Origin of the sequence: Halosimplex carlsbadense 2-9-1, from assembly GCF_000337455.1 — an archaeon.
Classification (GTDB): domain Archaea; phylum Halobacteriota; class Halobacteria; order Halobacteriales; family Haloarculaceae; genus Halosimplex; species Halosimplex carlsbadense.
This window is the reverse complement of the sequence record NZ_AOIU01000036.1, coordinates 26,821-44,305: the sequence shown is the minus strand read 5'-3', so window position 1 is coordinate 44,305 and position 17,485 is coordinate 26,821. Positions and strand designations below refer to the sequence as shown.

The window sequence follows — 17,485 nt, the reverse complement described above, 5'->3', positions numbered from 1 at the left end:
CTCACTTCTCGCCGAACTCGGACTGTTCGAACGCGGCGCCGGGGGCGACACCGACCCCCATCCCGATGGCGATCCCGAGCGCGAGGTCGTCCATCGCCGTCCCCAGCGCCACGCCCATCGCCGAGCCGACGGCGATCCCCATCGCTATCCCCGACCCGTCGCTCTCGCCGTCGTCGGGTTCTTCGCTCTGGGTCTCGTCGGCACCGCTCGTGTCGTCGGCTATGGGGACACGACGACCACCGCCGGGATAACTGTCGCTGTCGCAAGCGGTGCGCGCCGACCCGGAGAATCGGCTGGTCGATCAGGTCCTGTCGGCTTCGGGGTTGTTCGCACGGCGGTAGGCGCCGACCATCTTCCAGAGGGCCTTGTCGATGTCGCCCTCGACCGACTCCGTCTCGATCTGGCGGTACAGGTCTTCGGAAACCTCGATCTGGGGCATCACCCCATCCTACACGGTAGATACTGAAAAACCTCCTGTGAGTCGCGAACGAGTAAACGTTTTCGCGGGACAGCGGGGGATCGGGGCGGGCCCACAACGGCGGGCGGAGCCCGGGTCAGCTCTCGGGTCGAGGGAAAGCGGTGACGACCTTCGAGACCACGTCGAAGGGGTCGTAGACGGACTGATGACACTGGCAGTAGACGGCGTTTTCGGCGCCGTCGACGGTCGCGGACTGCTTGAACCCGGAGGGGACACAACAGAGGTGGGTACACTTGTTGAGCCAGGCGAGAAAGCCCTGGTCGGTGCTCGCGGCGAGCCACTCGTCGTCCTCGGCGAGGCGCTCGATCTCGGGGCTGCGGATGACCTGCACCGGGAGCGTCGAGTCGGGCTCGACCGAGCGCCAGGTCGCCGCCGCGGGCTTGCCGAGGCCGGCGTCGCCGACGCCGTTGCCCCACTCCTCGTAGTCGTCGAACATCTCGACGGCGAGTTTCGTCCCCGGCTCCAGGTCCGCCTCCCACTCGTAGCGGCCGCCCGGGTCCGCGCGGATGAAGTTGTCCGCCTCGCTGTCGGGGACGAGCTTCGGGTGGGTCTGGATGCCGCAGTACTGGAACCACTTGCTGGAGTACGTCGTCCCGCCCAGCGTCGTCTTCGCAGCGCCGTCGGCGACCTCCCCGCCGTCCGTGGCCGCCGGCCAGACGCCCTTGAGATAGCCGTCCTCGACGGTCACCGGGATCTGAGACATCCCGCGGGGCGCCGGTCCGGCGGTGTTCTTGATGACTTTCGCCTCGACGTTCCCGCCGCCGACGCCGCTCCGGTTGGTCGGCACCGTCGTCAGCCCGGAGCCGGCGACACCGAGCGACCCCAGCGCCGCGCTGCCGACTATTCCCTTCACGAACCGACGGCGACTCGACGGCGCCGGATACTTGTCCTCGTCCATGCCACGGAGTGGCGCGGCCAGAAGTATAAAATATATTAAATTTCTTGTGGAATTGCGGACGGTCGCTGGACCGTTCTATGGACTGTGTAACGACCTACGGCGCGTGAAGGCTGTAAGGGCGGGAAATCGACCCTTTCCGGAAGAGATGTCCGTGAACGAACCGGACGGATTAAAAGTGATCCACCCCCAGTTTTGTGGGTATGAACGGTGATTCCCTGGTCACCTTCGTGGCACGTTCCGAGTTGCGCTCGGCGCTGCTGCGCGCGGTCGAGCGCGACCCCCGCACGACGGCCGCCCTCCACGCCGACCTCGACGTGAGTCAGTCGGGCGTCTACAAGACGCTGGACGAACTCGCCGACCGCGGGCTCGTCCGCGAGTCCGACCGGTGGGAGCTAACCGCCCGCGGCCGGCTCGTCGCCGACGAACTGGCGCGCCAGGACTCGGTCGAGGACCTCCTCGACGACGAGTTCTGGGACGACCACGACGTGTCGGCGCTCCCCCGCCGGTTCAGACAGCGCCTCGCCGGTGCGGGCGAGTGGGAGCTGTACCGCAACCCCGCCCGGAACCCCCAGTATCTCGAACGCTGGGCGGTCGAACTGTTCCGCGAAGCCGACTGGCTGCGCGTCGGCGCGCAGGTGTACTACCCCCGCTTCGCCCGCATGGTCGACGAGCTCGCCGACAGAGGCGTCCTCGACGCCCAGGTCGTCGCCGACGACCGCCTCGTCGACGAGGCCATCGAGCGCTACGCCGACGGCGCACCCGCCTGCATCGACGAGCGCGTCGCCGACCTGCCCTTCTCCTTTACCGTCACCGCCGACCTCGTCGCGCTCTCGCTGCCGACCCGGGACGGCGTCTCCGATCTCGACGCCGTCCTCGTCGGCTCCGGCGAGGGCGCCGTCGAACTCGGCCGCGACATCCACGCCCACTTCTGGGAGCGGGCGGTCCCCGTCGAGGACTATCTCGCGACGGTCTGACGGCCCCCGCTCGAACCGGGCGGCCCGCCGCCCCCGTCAGAAGTCGTCGAGCGACGACTGCCCCTCGCTCGTCGCCTCGCCGGTGTTGCCCTCGCCGGCACCCTCTCCCTCCTCGCGACGACGGGTGGAGAACGACCCGCGCCGGCGGACCCGCGCGTCCGACAGGGCTTCCTCGGCCCGGTCGGCCAGGTCGGCGTACTGCGCCCGCGTCTGGGCCGCCCGGCGCTCGAAGTCGACCACGGGCCGCGGGTAGTCCTCCCCGATGCGGACGCCCGCCTCCTCCTGCACCGCCAGCGGCGCCTTCCCCGGCTTCGCCAGGTGTTCGTCCGGCAGCGGCGCCAGCTCGGGGACGTACTCGCGGACGAACTCGCCGTCGGAGTCGTACTCCCGGACCTGCTTGGCGGGGTCGTAGATCCGCACCGGATGGACGCCGGTGAGGTTACACTGCGACTGCCACTGCGTGTAGTTGATCGCGGGGTCGGCGTCGATCAGGTGGCGGTACATGAAGTCGGCGCCCCGGCGCCACCACTCCCGGAGGACGTAGTGGAAGAACGAGGCGACCATCGCGCGGGTCCGGAAGTTGATGTATCCGGTCTCGACCAGCGCCCGCATCGCCGCGTCGACCATCGGGAAGCCCGTCCGCCCCTCCGTCCAGGCCGCGACGAGTTCCGGGTCGTGTTCGTCGCGAAAGAGCCCGCGCAAGACGGGGTTGACCGCGCGGTCGGCCCAGCCCGGCCAGTCGGCGAGCTTCTGGGAGTAGTGGCGGTTCCAGAACAGCCGCGAGCGGTACATCGACCTCCCGCGGCACTCGGGGGCCTCCTCGACGGCCCGGTACACCTGACGCACGGACAGCGGGCCGAAGGCCAGATAGGGCGAGAGCCGCGAGGACCGCTCCGCGGCGGCCGCCGGCGGCGAGACGACGCCCGGATACTCGCTGAGACGGTCACAGAAAGCCGAGAGACGCTCTTTCCCGGCAACCGTCCCGCCGGGCGGCACGTCCGACTTCTCTGGCGTCACGTCGTAGCGGTCCTCGACCGCCTCGACGCTCGTCGTCGACTCGACGGGATTGTCCGGGAGCCCCGCGGGCCGCTCGGCCGGCTCACGCTCGAAGTACGCCTCACAGTGGTCCTGCCAGCGGCCGGCGGTCTCGCTCCCGTTACCCCACCCCTCGCGCGTATCGACGGCGACCGTACCGTCGCGGTGGCGCCTGTCGGTCCGCCGGATCCCGTCGTCGGAGAACGTCGTCACGGCGTCCCACGAGCGGACCGCCTCGCCGACCTCGCGGCCGTACCGTGCCGTGGTCGACCGGTTGCAGTAGACCGCGTCGACGACACCCGAGTCCAGCAGCGACCACAACACCTCCCGCGGGTCGCCCGTCCGGAGCGCGAGCGACGAGCCGCGGTCGCGATACTGGCGGTCGAGGTCGTCGAGACACTCGTGGAGAAAGCGCAGCCGCGCGTCGCAGGCCAGCGACCGCTCGCCGTAGTAGCGCGGGTCGAAGACGAAGGCGGGCGCGGGGTCGCCGTCGGCGACCGCCGCCGCGAGCGCCGCGTTGTCGACGGTCCGCAGGTCGTCGCGGTGCCAGACGAGGATCGACCGCGTCACACCTGCGCCAGGGCGGGCACCGACAAAAACGCCCTGGCCGGCGGAGCGGTGGATGTCCACTCGTGTGGATCGTGTTAGCTCCGTAAGCGTTCGAAAGTTTGTGCCCCGACGGTCGTTCTCCCTACTCCGCCCGACTCAGGCCAGCGCGCTGCCGGCCCGGATGATCGCCTTCTCCTCGAAGGCCGGGCCCACGAGCTGCAGCCCGACGGGCAGCCCGCCGTCGGTCTCGCCGGCGGGCACTGAGATGGCTGGGACGTTCGCCAGGTTCACCGGCGTCGTGTTGGCGTCGGCGAGATACATCGTCAGCGGGTCCGAGAGGCTCTCCCCCATCTCCATCGGTGGGACGGGCATCGTCGGCGAGGCGAGTACGTCCGCGTCGTCCAGCGCGTCGTTGATGTCCCGCTTGATCCAGGCGCGGGCGTCCTGGGCCTTCTTGTAGTACTTGTCGTGGTAGCCCGCCGAGAGGGCGTAGGTGCCGAGCAGGATCCGGGATTTGACCTCCTCGCCGAAGCCCTCCTCGCGAGCGCGGGCGAACGTCTCGTTCCAGTTGCCGTCGTAGCCGCCCGACTGCCCGTAGCGGACGCCGTCGAAGCGGGCGAGATTCGAGGAGGCCTCGCTCATCGCGATGACGTAGTAGGCCTCGACCGCGCGGCGCAGGCTCTCCAGGTCGACCTCGTGGTAGCTGGCGCCCTGCGATTCCAGCTCGTCGATCGCGTCCCAGAACACGTCGGTGACCCGCTCGTCGGCGCCGTCCAGCAGCTCCGTCGGGACCCCGATGTCCAGTCCGTCCACGTCGCCGTCGGCGGCGGCGGCGTAGTCATAGGCGCCCTCGCCGACCTCCTCGCTCGCGTCGCGCGTGGTCGCGTCCTGCGGGTCGGGACCGGCGATAACCTCCAGCAGTTCGGCGGCCTCCTCGACCGTGGGCGCGATGGGGCCGACCTGCTCCAGGGAGTTGGCGTAGGCGACGACCCCGTACCGCGAGACCAGCCCGTAGGTGGGCTTGATGCCGACGACGCCGCAGAAGGCGGCGGGCGCGCGGACCGAGCCGCCGGTGTCGGTCCCGAGCGCCATGTCGGCGTCGCCAGCGGCGACGACCGCGGCCGAGCCGCCCGAGGATCCCCCAGGGACGCGCCCCTCGGCGACGGGGTTCTCGGTCGGGCCGAACGCCGACGTTTCGGTGGTCGTGCCCATGCCGAACTCGTCCATGTTCGTCTTGCCGGGGATGGTGGCGCCGGCTTCCTTCAGGCGCTCGACGACCGTGGCGTCGAACGGCGGGACGTAGTCGTCGAGCATCGCCGACCCGCAGGTCGTGCGGACGCCCTCGGTCGAGATGTTGTCCTTGACTGCGACCGTCTTGCCCGCGAGCGGGCCGTCCGATGCGCCGTCGATTCGCTCCGTCGTGATGTAGCCGTTGTACTCCGTGCTCATGTGTAACTATCGCTGGCGGTCGGTCCTCACGAGACGTTCGGGCCCTTGAAGTAGCCGTCCTCGGACTCGGGGGCGTTGTCGAGCGCTTCTTCCTGGGAGAGCCCGTCGCGCACCTCGTCGGGGCGCATGACGTTGGCCAACTCCTCCTCGGCGTCGACCTCGGGCACCTCGTCGAGCGTCTCGAAGTACTCCAGGATGTCGGCGAACTTGTCGGTGAAGCGGTCGACCTCCTCGTCGTCGAGGTCGATGCGCGCGAGGTCGGCGACGTGGCGCACCTCCTCGGGCTCGACCGCGTTCTCCGTGTCGCTCATGGCCGACGCGATGCGTGGCCCGGCGGTAAGGGTTTCGATGCCCGACCCCGGTCCCGCGACCCGGCATCTGCGCCCCACCGAACACCCCACGCTACGGCCCTATCGACCGGCTCTTCGGCGGCGCGCGCCAGCCCCGAAAACGCGGGGTTTCCCCCGATTCCGCCCGATGGCGGGAAAATTAGCGACATCATCTACCGGATCTGTCCATCGCTGCCCGGAATCTTCCACGAGCATTATTCACTGCGTAGAATCCCTGAATCTGCCGGCATGCGCCGTCTCTCCCGACGAAGTCTGCCTCCGGCTTTCGATCGGACCGATAGATTAAGTACCCTCCAGCACAGACAGATAATCTTGGGCTGATTTTGGGAAAGATTTAAGTCGCCTGGACCGCAACACATAATCCGGTGAGGCGGTTTTGGCGGGGTTCGCCCCGCACAGTTTGCAACCAATGACCGACACCACTATCAGACGCCACACGAGCGAACGCGAAGAGGCCCGCGAGCGAGACGAGGGGGAGTCCGAGGCGCTCGTCTGTCCGGAATGTGGGGGGAACCTCGCGTCGGACGCGGAGCACGGCGAGACGGTCTGCGAGGAGTGCGGGCTGGTGGTCGAGGAGGACGAGATCGACCCCGGTCCGGAGTGGCGCGCCTTCGACGCCAGCGAGAAAGACGAGAAATCGCGCGTCGGCGCGCCGACGACGAACATGATGCACGACAAGGGCCTCTCGACCAACATCGGCTGGCAGGACAAGGACGCCTACGGCAACTCCCTGTCCTCGCGTCAGCGAGAGAAGATGCAGCGGTTGCGCACCTGGAACGAGCGGTTCAGGACGCGCGACTCCAAGGAGCGCAACCTCAAGCAGGCGCTCGGCGAGATCGACCGCATGGCCTCCGCCCTGGGCCTGCCCGAGAGCGTCCGCGAGACCGCCTCGGTGATCTACCGCCGCGCGCTCGACGAGGACTTGCTGCCCGGCCGCTCCATCGAGGGCGTGGCCACGTCGGCGCTGTACGCCGCCGCCCGGCAGGCCGGCACGCCGCGCAGCCTCGACGAGATCGCCGCGGTCTCCCGCGTCGGCAAGGACGAGATCGCCCGCACCTACCGCTACGTCGTCCGCGAGCTGTCTCTGGAGATCCAGCCGGCCGACCCCGAGAGCTACGTGCCGCGGTTCGTCTCCGACCTCGACCTGCCCGACGAGGTCGAGCGCCGCGCGCGCCAGCTGCTCGGTACCGCCAAAGAGCAGGGCGTCCACTCCGGGAAGTCCCCGGTCGGCCTGGCCGCCGCGGCCGTCTACGCCGCCTCCCTGCTCGCCAACGAGAAGGTCACCCAGAGCGAGGTCAGCGAAGTGGCCAACATCTCCGAAGTCACGATTCGGAACCGCTACCACGAGCTGCTCGAAGCCGAAGAGGAGTTCACCGCTCCCTGACGCGGTTTCTCGCGCCGGACGGTTTCCCAACACCGAAGCCCCAGGTAGTCCTCTGACCGCTATGGAGACGACCCGACACGACACCGCGACCGTCTACGTCGTCAGCGACGGCGCCGTCGCGCTCCACGAACACGACGGCCTCGGCAAGTGGCTGCCTCCGGGCGGCCACGTCGACCGCGACGAACTCCCTCACGAGGCGGGCCTTCGGGAGGTCCGCGAGGAGACCGGACTCGACGCCGACCTCGTCGCCGAGCGCGACGACATCGGCTCGGCGACCGTCGAGGCGCTCCCCAAACCCAGACACTTCCAGCTCGCCGACGTGAACGTCCACGAGGACTTCGTCGGCCACCAGCACGTCGACCTCGTCTACTACGCCCGCGCCGACACACGAGATATCGACCCCGGCGAGGGCGAACAGTCCGCCGACGCCTGGCGGTGGTTCACGGCCGCCGACCTCGAAGCGACGGACGCGCTCGACCCGGACGTGGCCGAGATCGGGCGGCGGGCGATCGAGACGGTCGCCGAGTAGGCTCCCGGCTCGGCCGACCGGTCACTCCACGACGTCGATCCGTTCCCTGGCGAGACGGGTGTCCGACTCGGTGTGGCGGAGCGTGACCGTCACGGTCTGGCCGGGTTCGAGGTCGACGCGTCGCTCCTCGATCCGAAAGGCGACTTCGTCGCTGGCCTCCAGTTTCGCGTCGCTGCCGTCGGCGACCGCGATGGCGCCGTCGATGCCGGCCCGGCCCCGCGTGAAGACGTGGTTGCCGCTGTAGTCGTCCTGCGTGAGCCGCTCGGTGGGGAGCCGGTGCAACCGCGCACGCTTGTCGTGGTCGGGCAGGCTCACGACGAGGTCGACATCCGCCACGTCGACGGCGTCGCCGCTCTCGTGGGTGATACGGACCCACTGGCTGTCCGGCCCGGTCGCGTGGACCGGCTCGGAACTGGTCGAGAGGATCGGTCCCCCGTCGGACAGCGAGTCGCCGGACTGCATCAGCAGTCCACCGGCGACGGCGATCATCAACACCGTGAGGCCGAACCCGAGCGCGGCCATCCCCTCCTGGGAGACGGCACGGTCGGCGGCCCCGAGTACGCGTCCTTTCATCGCCGACTGGTTGTCCTGTCGTTACCGGGTCGACCGTCTTAGCTCCTGTCGTTACTCGGCCGACAGGTCTCACTCCGGGTTCGCCCCGTCGACTCGACGCAGCGAGTCGACGTACTGGCCCACGTGGTCGTCCATCCGCCGTTTGAACCCGGCCTGTCGCGCGAGCCGGTCGAGTTCCCGCGAGACGAGGCTGCCGTACTGGACTGCCTTCTTCTCGCGGAAGGCCACCGGGTCGGGGACCCACTCCCGAACCGCCAGCCGCAGCGCCCACTTGCGCTCGCCGCGGTCGGTCACGAGCAGCCCGCCGGGCAGGTCGAGCGCGGCGGCGACCACCCGGTCGGAGAGCAGCGGCGCGACGGGTTCGACACCCGCACCCCGGAGCGCCAGCACGTCCCGTTCCAGCTGGTCGGGCAGGGTCCCGACGACCTCGCGGCGCGCCCCGCGAACGGTGTCGGCCGCGACGCGGTCGTCCTCGGGCGCCCGAGCGACCTTCGCGTAGCCGCCGAACAGCTCGTCGGCCCCCTGGCCGACCGCGAGGCGGTCGAACCCCTCGGACGCGGCCCGCTCGGCGACCAGGTAGAGCGGCAGCGCGATGCTCACGTCCATCGCGTTGGCCCGCCGGGTCGCGCCCGCGACTTCGGGGACCGCTCGCTCGATGTCGCCGTGGGTCACCTCGACGACCCGGAGGTCGCGGTCGAGCTTCGCGGCGGCGGTCCGGGCGGCTTCCACGTCGTGACTCTCGGGGAAGCCGGCGACGTACAGCGGCGCGTCGAGCCGCGCGGCCAGCGCCGCCGAGTCGACGCCACCGGAGAAGGCGACCGCCAATCCCTCGGTGGCGGTGTCGTCGATCGCCCCGCGGACCGCCGACCGGACGGCCCGCACGGCCGCGCGCTCGTCGGTCGCCGGTCTTGGGTTCGGGAGTGTCCAGACCCGTTCGTCACCGTCCGGGCCGCGAACGTGGCCGGCCGGGACCGTCGCGGGGTTCGAGAGGGCCGCGGGGTCGAAGCTCCACGCCGAGGGGTCGTCGGCCTCGGTGAAGACGGGCTGGCGCCCGAGTACGTCGCGGACGACCCGGCCGTCGACGCTCCCGGCGAACCCGGCGGTCCCGGACAGCGGGTCGCCGTCGGCCAGCGCCCGGCGGACCGTCTCCGTCGAGGCGCCGCGGAGGCGGTCCGACCCGGTGTCGAACGCGCGAGCGTCGCTCATTGGAACAGCCCGTCCAGCGCGATGCGGATGCGCCGTCGCGTGTTCCCGTACGCCTGCCGCGCGCTGACGAGCCACGGCGTGCGACGGGTCTGGAGCGTCGTCCGGCCGTCGACGACCGCCTCGCAGATCGACTCGGCGGTCGGCTCCTCGGCGTCGACGAGCGTCACCGCGCGGCCGACCATGTCGCTGACGTGGGCGTCGCTGCCGGCGGTGATCGGCAGGTCGTAGCGCTCGGCGAACCGGCGGGCCTGTCGGTTGGAGTAGCCGGTCACCAGCCGCGAGTTGTACACCTCGACGGCGTCGGCCTCCCGCAGTTCGGCCTTCGAGATGTTCGCGAGGACGCCGCTGCGCATCTCCTGGAACGGGTGCGGGACGACGGCGATCCCTCCCTGGTCGCGGATCCGTTCGATCGTCTCCGAGAAGGGCAGCCCGGGCTCGACCGCCTCGCGGACGTTCAGCCCGAGGACGTGGCCGGCGGCGCTGGAGACCTCGATGCCGGGGATACCGACGAGGTCGTACTCCGGAGCGCGCTCGACGAGCGTGTCGTTGGCCGACACTTCGTCGTGGTCGGTGACCGCCAGCGCGTCGAGGCCGGCGGCGGCCGCTCGCTCCAGCAGCATGTCGACGGAGTCGCGGCCGTCGTAGGAGGCCGCCGAGTGCGCGTGGAGTTCGACCGAAAGCACGAGCGGGGTTTGCGCGGGTGTCGGCAAAAGCGACTCGGTCCCGGCCACGCTGACGGTCAGTCGTCCGCGAGTTCCAGCGGGTCGCCGAACGTCACGCCGCGCTCGTCCAGCAGGTGCAGGTAGTGCTCGAACTGCTCGGGGGCGTTGCCCCCGTCGTGAAAGAGGAGGATGTCGTTCGAGTCGCCGTCGAGTCGGTCGGCCTCGGCGACGTTCTCCGCCAGCCCCGCCTTCGTGTCGACGTTGTAGTCCTCCACGTCGACGGTCCAGAACCAGTCGCGGTCGCCCGCCTGCTCGGCCCAGAAGTCGTAGTCGATCAGCTCGGCGTTCGGCGGGCGGAAGCCGCGTTCGGCCAGCACGGTCTGGAACTTCGCGGCGCGGTCGCCGCCCTTGTCGCCGAACGGGAAGCGGAACACCTTCGTGGGGCGCTCGACGCCCGCGTCGGCGTACACCTCGTCGATGGCCGCCTCGGTGCGGTCGACCTCGTCGGCGAACTCCTCGACGGCGATGTCGGAGGCGTGGTTGTGGTCGTAGGCGTGGTTCCCGAGCAGGTGACCCGCTTCGACCGCCTGGCGGGCGTGGTCGGCGTGGTCGGCCAGGCGTCGGCCCTCACAGAGAAAGAGAGCAGTCACGCCGTAGTCGTCGAGGACGGCGAGTTTCTCCGGGAGCGTCGCCGATGGGGCGTCGTCGACGGTGAGATAGGCTGTCGTCATCGACCGTACTGTCTCCCGAGGAACCACGAAAAACTACCGGGCGGTCCGGCGACCGGTCCGCTCGCGTTCGCCGAACCGTGCCCCCCTGTCTTTTGAGGGTTCACTCCGTCCGTGGGACCGATGCGAGATTTCACTGTCGGGTCTGTCTGGGGGATCCCCATCCGGATCAACGTCTCCCTGGTCGTCTTCCTCCCGATCCTCGCGTGGATCATCGGGAGCGGCGCCCAGATCGACGTCTACGCCGGGATCGTCAACACTTTCTCACCGACGCAGTTCGACGTGGCGACGCTCACCGCGGGGTCGACCCCGTGGGTGATCGGCGCCGGCGCCGCGGTCGGGCTGTTCGCCAGCGTCGGCGTCCACGAACTCGGCCACGCGTGGGCGGCCCGCCGCTACGGCATCGGCACCCAGTCGATCACCCTCTGGTTGCTCGGCGGCATCGCCGCCCTCGAAGAGATGCCACGTGAGTGGAACCGCGAGTTCTGGATCGCCATCGCCGGACCGATCACGAGCGTCCTCACCGGGGTGGCCTGCTACGCGCTCCTGCTCGCCGTCCCCGGCTCGGCCCCCGTGGTCGGGTTCGTCTTCGGCTGGCTCGTCGTCACGAACGTCCTGCTGGCCGTCTTCAACCTCCTGCCCGCCTTCCCGATGGACGGCGGGCGGGTCCTCCGGGCGCTGCTCGCCCGCACCCGGCCGTACGAGGCGGCGACCGCGACCGCCGCCCGCTTCGGCACCGGCTTCGCCGTGCTGTTCGCCGTCGTCGGCGTCCTCAGCTTCGCGCCGATGTTGCTCCTGCTCGCCCTGTTCATCTACGGCGCGGCCTCGTCGGAGTCGCGGTCGGTGATGCTCCAGGGCCTGCTCACCGGCCTGACGCTGCGCGACGTGGCGCGCCTCGACGCCGAGTCCATCGACGCCGACGAGTCGGTCTCGGCGTTCACCGACCGGATGATCCGCGACCGCCGGACCGTCTACCCGGTCGTCGACGCCGGCGAGACGGTCGGCGTCGTCACCCTCGACGCCGTGCGGCGGACCGACCGGAACGCCCACGACACCACCCGGGTCCGGGAGATCATGGTCGACGACCTGCCCCGGGTCCCGATCGACACGCCCGCCTTCGACGCGTTCGTCGAACTGGGCACCCACTCCTCGGGGTACGCGCTCGTCGAGGACGGCGGCGAGGTCGTCGGACTCCTCTCGTCGGAGGACTTCGCGCACGTGTTGCAGTTCCGCCGCGATGGCGTCGAGATGGGGCCGCGAGAAGCGTTCTGACTCGCGGTCCGCCGGTCTTCCGGCCCCCGCGATGTCGTCGCGGTCAGTCGTCGAGCAGGTTCTCCTCGATCCCCTGGTTGCCGCCGACGAGCGCCGTCAGTCGCCGCGTGCTCGCGTCGAAGAGGACGACGACCGGCCCGAGCGCACGTTCGATCAGGGCGATCGGGCGAGCGACCCGCCTGCTCCAGGTCCGGGCGTGGCCGAGGCCGTAGGATTTGGGGACGATCTCGCCGAACACGAGGATGAGCGCGCTCGCTCCGGCCGTCGCCACGACGACCGCCAGCCCGGGTGAGAAGACCTCCGAGACCAGCAGCGTGACGATGCTGGAGATGGCCATGTTGACGACGTTGTTCCCGACGAGGATGGTCACGAGCAGGCGATGCGGGTCGTCGCGAAGGTCCAGGAGCACGGCGCTGTCGGCCGCTCCGTCCGTCGCCGCCTCGCGGATCCACTCCTCGGGCAGCGAGAAGATCGCCGATTCGCTGCTGGAGAAAAAGGCGCTCAGCGCGACCAGAACGACGACCGCGGCGACCGAGGGGACGACCAGTGGGAGCGTGGCCATGGTCGGGAGTCGGCCACCGAACGTATGAAGCCCCGGCCGATCGGTCACGTTCGCTCGTCCCGCCGGCCGGGTCCGCTCGCCCTGCCGGTGGGGCCCGTCGCTCCGACCGTCCGAAGGCCACCCGGCTATTTACCTCGGGTTTCCCAACGACCGACCGATGACCGACCGCTGGCTCTACTCGTGGGCACTGGGGTCGGTCGCGTTCGGCGGCGCGTCGCTGCTGGTCCCGCTGTATCTCGTCCAGCTGGGCGCCTCGCCGGTCCAGCTCGGATACCTCGCGGCCAGCGCGGCGCTCGTCGGAGCGCCCGGCGCCGTGCTGTTCGGTCGGCTGGCTAACCGCGTCGACAGCCGCCGAACGCTCGTCCTGGCCACGCTGGCGGTCGTCGCACTCGCGCTCGCCGCCGTCCCGCTCCTGACCGATGTCACGGCCGTTATCGTCGCGAACGCGGCGCTGTGGCTGGTGGTCGGCTCCGTCGCGCCGGTGCTGACGATGCTGGTCGTCGACGCCGCGCCCGAGTCGGCCTGGAGCGAGCGCATCGGCCTGCTGAACAAGTACCAGGGGTACGGCTGGGCCGGCGGACTGGTCCTCGGGACCGTCTGGCCGCTGGTCGGCGTGCGGCTCGTCGGCGCCGGGTCGGCCACTCGCGCCCTGTTCTGGCTGCTCGCAGCCTGCGCCGGTGCGAGCGCGGTCGGCGCCGCGCGGACGCTCCCTCGCCCCGCCTCCGACGCGCACGTCACGAGCGAGCCGAAGGTCCGTCGGATCGCTCGCCTCGTCACGAACACTCGACTATCGGTGCGAGGGGCGACGTTCCCGTTCTCGCCGAACCGCCTCTACTGGACGACCCGGGGGCTCGACCCGCGGCGGCTCCGGGGCCGGCTCGACGCCGCGCTGACGACGTATCTGGTCGCGGCGACCCTGTTTTTCACCGGCTTCGCCGCGTTCTGGGCGCCGCTCCCGCTGTTTTTCACGGACGCGTCGTTCGACTCCGGACAGATATTCGGCCTCTACCTGGTGTCGAGTCTCGCCTCGGCGGTCCTCTACGAGGGCGTCGGTCGGTTCGCCGCCCGCTACGACGTGCGACTGCTCCAGTCGGGCGCGCTGGCGGTCCGCGGCGTCCTCTTCCCGGCGGTCGCGCTGGTGGGGGGGCTGGGCGCGCTCTCCGTCGACCTCGCGGTCGCCGGGGTCGCCCTCGCGGCCATCGGCGCGACGTGGGCGGTCATCGCCGTCGTCGGGACGGCCATCGTGACGCGGCTCGCCCCGCCGGCCGCCCGCGGCGAGGTCCTCGGCGTCCACACTGCGCTGGGCGCCGTCGCCGGCGGCGTCGGGGGCGTCCTCGGCGGTTGGGCGGCCTCCTTGGGCTACCTCACGGCCTTCGCCGTCGCAGGCGCGCTCGTCCTCGCCGGCTCCGGGCTCGTGCTGTCACTCCGAGCACTGTCCGGCGGCACTCGCGCGATAGAACCGGTCGCCGACGCGTCGACCGGCGACGACCGACCGGTCGACCGCCCAGTCGCGGCGGACCCGGGGAACGACGAGCCGCCGACGGAGTGACCTCACTCGGCCGCCTCGGCGTCGGTGGGAAGGGCCGCCGCGACCCGCTCGGCGACGGTCGGACTGACCAGCCCGGCCAGATCCATCGCCTCCGTCTCGTACTCCCCGAGGTCGAGTACGCCGCGGAAGAACCGCGAGACGAAGAGCGGGGAGACCAGGCGGCGCGGTCGTCTCCGCCACTCGGACCCGGGACCGTCTCCCAGACACGGGCTCGTCCCCGAAATCCGGACCCGAAAGGTTCAGGCCCGTCCGCCCGAACCACGGAGCGTGTCTACGTACCGGAACCTCGGGCTGTTCCTGGCGCTGTCGGCGCTGTGGGGCTCCGCGTTCGTGGCGATCAAGGCGGGGCTGTCGGCGTTCCCGCCGGTCCTGTTCGCGGCACTGCGCTACGACGTGGCCGGCGTCGTGATGCTGGGCTACGCGGTCCTGCGGGCCAACAGCTGGCGTCCGCGGGGCCGCGACGAGTGGGCGACCGTCGCCGTCGGCGCGGTCCTGCTGATCGCCGCCTACCACGCCTTCCTGTTCGTCGGTGAACAGGGCACGACCAGCGCCGCCGCGGCGGTCATCGTCAGCCTCTCGCCGGTGCTGACGACGGTGTTCGCCCGCGGCCTGCTCCCCGAGGAGCGGCTGTCGGCCGTCGGCGTCGCGGGCATCGCCCTCGGGCTCGTGGGTGTCGTCGCCGTCGCCCAGCCCGACCCGGCGACGCTTCTGGCCCGGGAGACGCTGCCCCAATTGCTCGTGTTCGCCGCGGCGCTCTCCTTCGCGCTCGGGAGCGTCGTGACCACCTACATCGACGCTCGCGTCGAGATCGAGACCATGGAGGCGTGGTCGATGCTCGGCGGCGCCGGCCTGATGCACGTGGTCAGTCTCGGGCTGGGCGAGTCGTTCGCGGCGATAACGTGGTCGTCGACCGCGCTGTGGTCGCTGGCCTACCTCTCTGTCGGCGCCAGCGCCGTCGGCTTCCTCATCTACTTCGACCTGCTGGAGCGACTCGGCCCCGTCGAGATCAACCTCGTCTCCTACGTGGCGCCGCTGTTCGCCGCCGTCACCGGCTTCCTGTTTCTGGAGGAAGTCGTCGACGGCTGGACCGCGGCGGGCTTTTGCTGTATCTTCGCCGGCTTCGTCCTGATCAAGCGACGGGCGCTCGCACGGGAGATTCCACGGCTGCAAGCGGCGCTCTCCGGTTCCGAAAAGTAGCGGCGACGGGGGGTCTCGCGGGAGGGCGATCCGACGAACGACCGCCGGCTGGAGGAAACCGGGCGGTCGCTCGGCGGGTCAGTCGCGGTAGTGGGGGTGGCCGACGAGGAGCGCGACGACGTTCAACGCCAGCAAGGCGACGAACGCGTCGGTGTAGGGCTCGGCGGACAGCCCCGTCGCCAGCAACAGCGGCAGATGGAGGAAGGGGAGCGCGATGGCCGCCCAGAAGGCGGCGCCGGTGATCGGTGCGACGATGCTCCTGCCGACGTCTGAGACGCCAACATCGGCCTGGTCGAGCGACGACGTGAGGTCGGACGAGCGACTTGACATGCGGGGGAACCTCGTACTTCCACGATAGCGCGGTATTACCTTATAACCGTCCGAGTCTTCCGGTTATTTCACAACGTTTCACACGAGCGACGCGTGCGTAGCGGACGTTTTACGAACCCGAGTTTCGTTTCATCGCCGACGGAGAAACGGCGAGACGTTTTATCGAGCCCGCAACGCCGGTCGCGTCGATCGATTGAGGAGTCCCGTGAGATAGAGTGACGAACGTACGTGTTCGCGCGGTCGGCTCAGCCCAGCAGCGATACCCCGACCTCGTGCGGACCCTGCGGTGTCTCGACGGAAGCGGTGTCGCGGACGTGGTCGAGGACCGTCTCCCGCCAGGCCGCGACGGCCTCTTCGTGGCGGTCGTGGTGGCGCTCGACGGTGTACTCGACGTCGGGGTCGTCCCGGAGTTCGTCTTCCGTGTCGCCCGGTCGCGGGTAGGTCGGCGCCGCGTCGTCGAGCAGCGCTTCCGGGTCGACGTGCAGCGGCGCGGGCGACTCGTCGTACTCGCCGGCTCCCACGTGCAGACGAGCCCGCATCCGACCGCTGAACGGCGGTGTCGCCCGCAGCACGACCGACTGGTCGCGCTGCGCTCGCGCCTCTAGCGCGGCGACCACGTCTTCGGCAGTCACCGCCAGCGTCCGGATCTGTCGCGGGTCGTCAGACGCTCCATCCATCGACGGACACCAAGGCGCTCGCCGACATAACGCCGTCGGTAGCACGGACCGGACGGGTCGACCCTCCCAGTCAGACCGGCCTAATTTTCACACCTGATAATTTATGGGGTGGTTTTATGCGCTGGTTGGCCCGATAGTCGATAATCAGTCCGTCCGAATCACGGGACTCACGATGACAACGCCGAACCGAAACTCCGGAGGAGAAACCGTGCTCGTCGTGGACGACGAGCGCGACATCGCGGATCTGTACTCGACCTGGCTGGCCGAGGAGTACGAGGTCAGGACAGCGTACGGGCCCCACGAGGCGCTCGACCAGGCCGACGAAGCGGTCGATATCGTCTTTCTCGACCGACAGATGCCGGAGATGAACGGCGACGAGGTCCTCGAAGCGCTCCGCGAGCGACGTCTGGAGTGTCGCGTGGTGATGGTGACCGCCGTCGACCCCGATTTCGACATCGTCGAGATGGCGTTCGACGACTACCTGACCAAGCCGGTGATGCTCGACGACCTTCACGGTGCGGCCGATCGGATGCTCGACCGCGAGAGTTACGACGAGCGCATGCAGGAGTTTTTCTCGCTCGCCTCGAAGAAAGCGACCCTCGAAGCCGAGAAGGACTTCGTCGAACTCCAGGACAGCGAGGAGTACGAACAGCTCGAATCCGAAGTCGAACACCTCCGCGAGGAGGCCGACCAGACCGTTTCGGACCTCAGCGAGGCCGAGGACTTCGAGACGCTCTTCCAGGAGTTCCCCGGCGACGCCTGAGCGCCGCTCTCCGGCGGCCCGACGGTCCGTTCGTGTGTCGCTTTCGACCACCAGCCTCGGCTGGCCGGTGTGTGACGGCTCGTGGCCCCCGACCTGAACGCAGTCACGACTCCGCGACGTGAGCGACGAAAGGATGCCCGGGGAGGGCTCCGAACCCTCGATCTCCGCATGTCCCAGGTACGGGGCTGACGGGCCCCGTGGGCGCATGCCGGCTGCCGCGCAAGGAAACCCTATGAGTGCGGCGCTATGTCCAGCTAAGCCACCCGGGCGCATTCCATCGTACCGTGCTATCGGTCTTTAACCTTCTCATCTCGACCGGG

At 69.9% G+C, this 17,485-nt stretch carries 20 protein-coding genes, 1 tRNA gene and 1 pseudogene; 7 read left to right on the top strand and 15 right to left on the bottom strand.

Going from position 1 to position 17,485, the window contains the following annotated elements:
* Position 1: 1 nt before the first annotated feature.
* From C475_RS24470 to C475_RS16990, 3 genes are all read right to left on the bottom strand, one after another.
* A complete protein-coding gene (locus C475_RS24470) occupies positions 2–142 on the bottom strand; it encodes a hypothetical protein (protein ID WP_193366319.1) in 141 nt (46 codons plus the stop codon).
* A 159-nt stretch (positions 143–301) separates the two neighbouring features.
* A complete protein-coding gene (locus C475_RS24465; RefSeq protein WP_006885100.1) occupies positions 302–439 on the bottom strand; it encodes a hypothetical protein in 138 nt (45 codons plus the stop codon).
* Positions 440–554: 115 nt separating this feature from the next.
* Complete coding sequence (locus C475_RS16990) at positions 555–1,376, bottom strand: QcrA and Rieske domain-containing protein (RefSeq protein ID WP_006885099.1); 822 nt, start codon at positions 1,374–1,376, stop codon at positions 555–557.
* A 200-nt stretch (positions 1,377–1,576) separates the two neighbouring features.
* On the opposite strand from C475_RS16990, the gene C475_RS16985 reads away from it, so the two are divergent.
* Positions 1,577–2,350 carry a helix-turn-helix transcriptional regulator gene (locus tag C475_RS16985; protein ID WP_006885098.1) on the top strand — a complete coding sequence of 258 codons (774 nt, stop codon included), beginning with the start codon at positions 1,577–1,579 and terminating at the stop codon, positions 2,348–2,350.
* Between the two features lie 36 nt (positions 2,351–2,386).
* Here the strand turns inward: C475_RS16985 and C475_RS16980 are convergent, their stop codons facing one another.
* The 3 genes from C475_RS16980 to gatC all read right to left on the bottom strand — a co-directional run bounded on the left by C475_RS16980 (position 2,387) and on the right by gatC (position 5,694).
* A complete protein-coding gene (locus tag C475_RS16980; protein WP_006885097.1) occupies positions 2,387–3,955 on the bottom strand; it encodes an FAD-binding domain-containing protein in 1,569 nt (522 codons plus the stop codon).
* 135 nt (positions 3,956–4,090) lie between these two features.
* Entirely contained in the window at positions 4,091–5,383 is a 1,293-nt protein-coding gene (gene gatA / locus C475_RS16975; protein WP_006885096.1) for an Asp-tRNA(Asn)/Glu-tRNA(Gln) amidotransferase subunit GatA, read from the bottom strand.
* Positions 5,384–5,409: 26 nt separating this feature from the next.
* Entirely contained in the window at positions 5,410–5,694 is a 285-nt protein-coding gene (gatC, locus tag C475_RS16970; protein WP_006885095.1) for an Asp-tRNA(Asn)/Glu-tRNA(Gln) amidotransferase subunit GatC, read from the bottom strand.
* A gap of 448 nt (positions 5,695–6,142) precedes the next feature.
* On the opposite strand from gatC, the gene C475_RS16965 reads away from it, so the two are divergent.
* Positions 6,143–7,117, top strand: a complete 975-nt coding sequence (locus C475_RS16965) for a transcription initiation factor IIB (protein ID WP_006885094.1) — start codon at positions 6,143–6,145, stop codon at positions 7,115–7,117.
* Between the two features lie 61 nt (positions 7,118–7,178).
* The gene (locus tag C475_RS16960; RefSeq protein WP_006885093.1) at positions 7,179–7,646 is read left to right on the top strand and encodes an NUDIX hydrolase; all 468 of its coding nucleotides are present in this window, start codon (positions 7,179–7,181) and stop codon (positions 7,644–7,646) included.
* Positions 7,647–7,667: 21 nt separating this feature from the next.
* Here C475_RS16960 and C475_RS16955 read toward each other — a convergent pair whose 3' ends face one another.
* The 4 genes from C475_RS16955 to C475_RS16940 form a co-directional block, all read right to left on the bottom strand.
* The gene (locus C475_RS16955; protein WP_006885092.1) at positions 7,668–8,219 is read right to left on the bottom strand and encodes a hypothetical protein; all 552 of its coding nucleotides are present in this window, start codon (positions 8,217–8,219) and stop codon (positions 7,668–7,670) included.
* Positions 8,220–8,288: 69 nt separating this feature from the next.
* Entirely contained in the window at positions 8,289–9,425 is a 1,137-nt protein-coding gene (locus tag C475_RS16950) for an asparagine synthase C-terminal domain-containing protein (protein WP_006885091.1), read from the bottom strand.
* Positions 9,422–10,108 carry a CehA/McbA family metallohydrolase gene (locus C475_RS16945; protein ID WP_006885090.1) on the bottom strand — a complete coding sequence of 229 codons (687 nt, stop codon included), beginning with the start codon at positions 10,106–10,108 and terminating at the stop codon, positions 9,422–9,424. Before C475_RS16945 ends, C475_RS16950 begins: the two co-directional genes overlap by 4 nt.
* A gap of 56 nt (positions 10,109–10,164) precedes the next feature.
* The gene (locus C475_RS16940; RefSeq protein ID WP_006885089.1) at positions 10,165–10,818 is read right to left on the bottom strand and encodes a polysaccharide deacetylase family protein; all 654 of its coding nucleotides are present in this window, start codon (positions 10,816–10,818) and stop codon (positions 10,165–10,167) included.
* A 120-nt stretch (positions 10,819–10,938) separates the two neighbouring features.
* On the opposite strand from C475_RS16940, the gene C475_RS16935 reads away from it, so the two are divergent.
* Positions 10,939–12,087 (top strand): site-2 protease family protein, encoded by a 1,149-nt coding sequence (locus tag C475_RS16935; RefSeq protein ID WP_006885088.1) that lies wholly within the window; start codon positions 10,939–10,941, stop codon positions 12,085–12,087.
* A 43-nt stretch (positions 12,088–12,130) separates the two neighbouring features.
* Here the strand turns inward: C475_RS16935 and C475_RS16930 are convergent, their stop codons facing one another.
* Entirely contained in the window at positions 12,131–12,649 is a 519-nt protein-coding gene (locus tag C475_RS16930; RefSeq protein WP_006885087.1) for a CNNM domain-containing protein, read from the bottom strand.
* A 157-nt stretch (positions 12,650–12,806) separates the two neighbouring features.
* Here C475_RS16930 and C475_RS16925 point away from each other — a divergent pair, with 157 nt between their 5' ends.
* Complete coding sequence (locus tag C475_RS16925) at positions 12,807–14,198, top strand: MFS transporter (RefSeq protein WP_006885086.1); 1,392 nt, start codon at positions 12,807–12,809, stop codon at positions 14,196–14,198.
* 2 nt (positions 14,199–14,200) lie between these two features.
* Here the strand turns inward: C475_RS16925 and C475_RS24960 are convergent.
* Positions 14,201–14,338 (bottom strand): annotated as a pseudogene (locus tag C475_RS24960) (metal-dependent transcriptional regulator); the annotation flags it as partial.
* Between the two features lie 127 nt (positions 14,339–14,465).
* Here C475_RS24960 and C475_RS16920 point away from each other — a divergent pair.
* Entirely contained in the window at positions 14,466–15,395 is a 930-nt protein-coding gene (locus tag C475_RS16920) for a DMT family transporter (protein WP_006885085.1), read from the top strand.
* Positions 15,396–15,473: 78 nt separating this feature from the next.
* Here the strand turns inward: C475_RS16920 and C475_RS16915 are convergent, their stop codons facing one another.
* Together C475_RS16915 and C475_RS16910 are read right to left on the bottom strand one after the other, a co-directional pair.
* Positions 15,474–15,725: a hypothetical protein gene (locus C475_RS16915; RefSeq protein ID WP_006885084.1), complete on the bottom strand. Its 252-nt coding sequence runs from the start codon at positions 15,723–15,725 to the stop codon at positions 15,474–15,476.
* Between the two features lie 245 nt (positions 15,726–15,970).
* Complete coding sequence (locus tag C475_RS16910; protein WP_006885083.1) at positions 15,971–16,402, bottom strand: hypothetical protein; 432 nt, start codon at positions 16,400–16,402, stop codon at positions 15,971–15,973.
* A gap of 208 nt (positions 16,403–16,610) precedes the next feature.
* Here C475_RS16910 and C475_RS16905 point away from each other — a divergent pair, with 208 nt between their 5' ends.
* Positions 16,611–17,165, top strand: a complete 555-nt coding sequence (locus tag C475_RS16905; protein WP_006885082.1) for a response regulator transcription factor — start codon at positions 16,611–16,613, stop codon at positions 17,163–17,165.
* Between the two features lie 134 nt (positions 17,166–17,299).
* On the opposite strand, the gene C475_RS23310 is transcribed toward C475_RS16905, so the two are convergent.
* A tRNA-Met gene (locus C475_RS23310) sits at positions 17,300–17,434 on the bottom strand.
* Between the last annotated feature and the right edge of the window lie 51 nt (positions 17,435–17,485).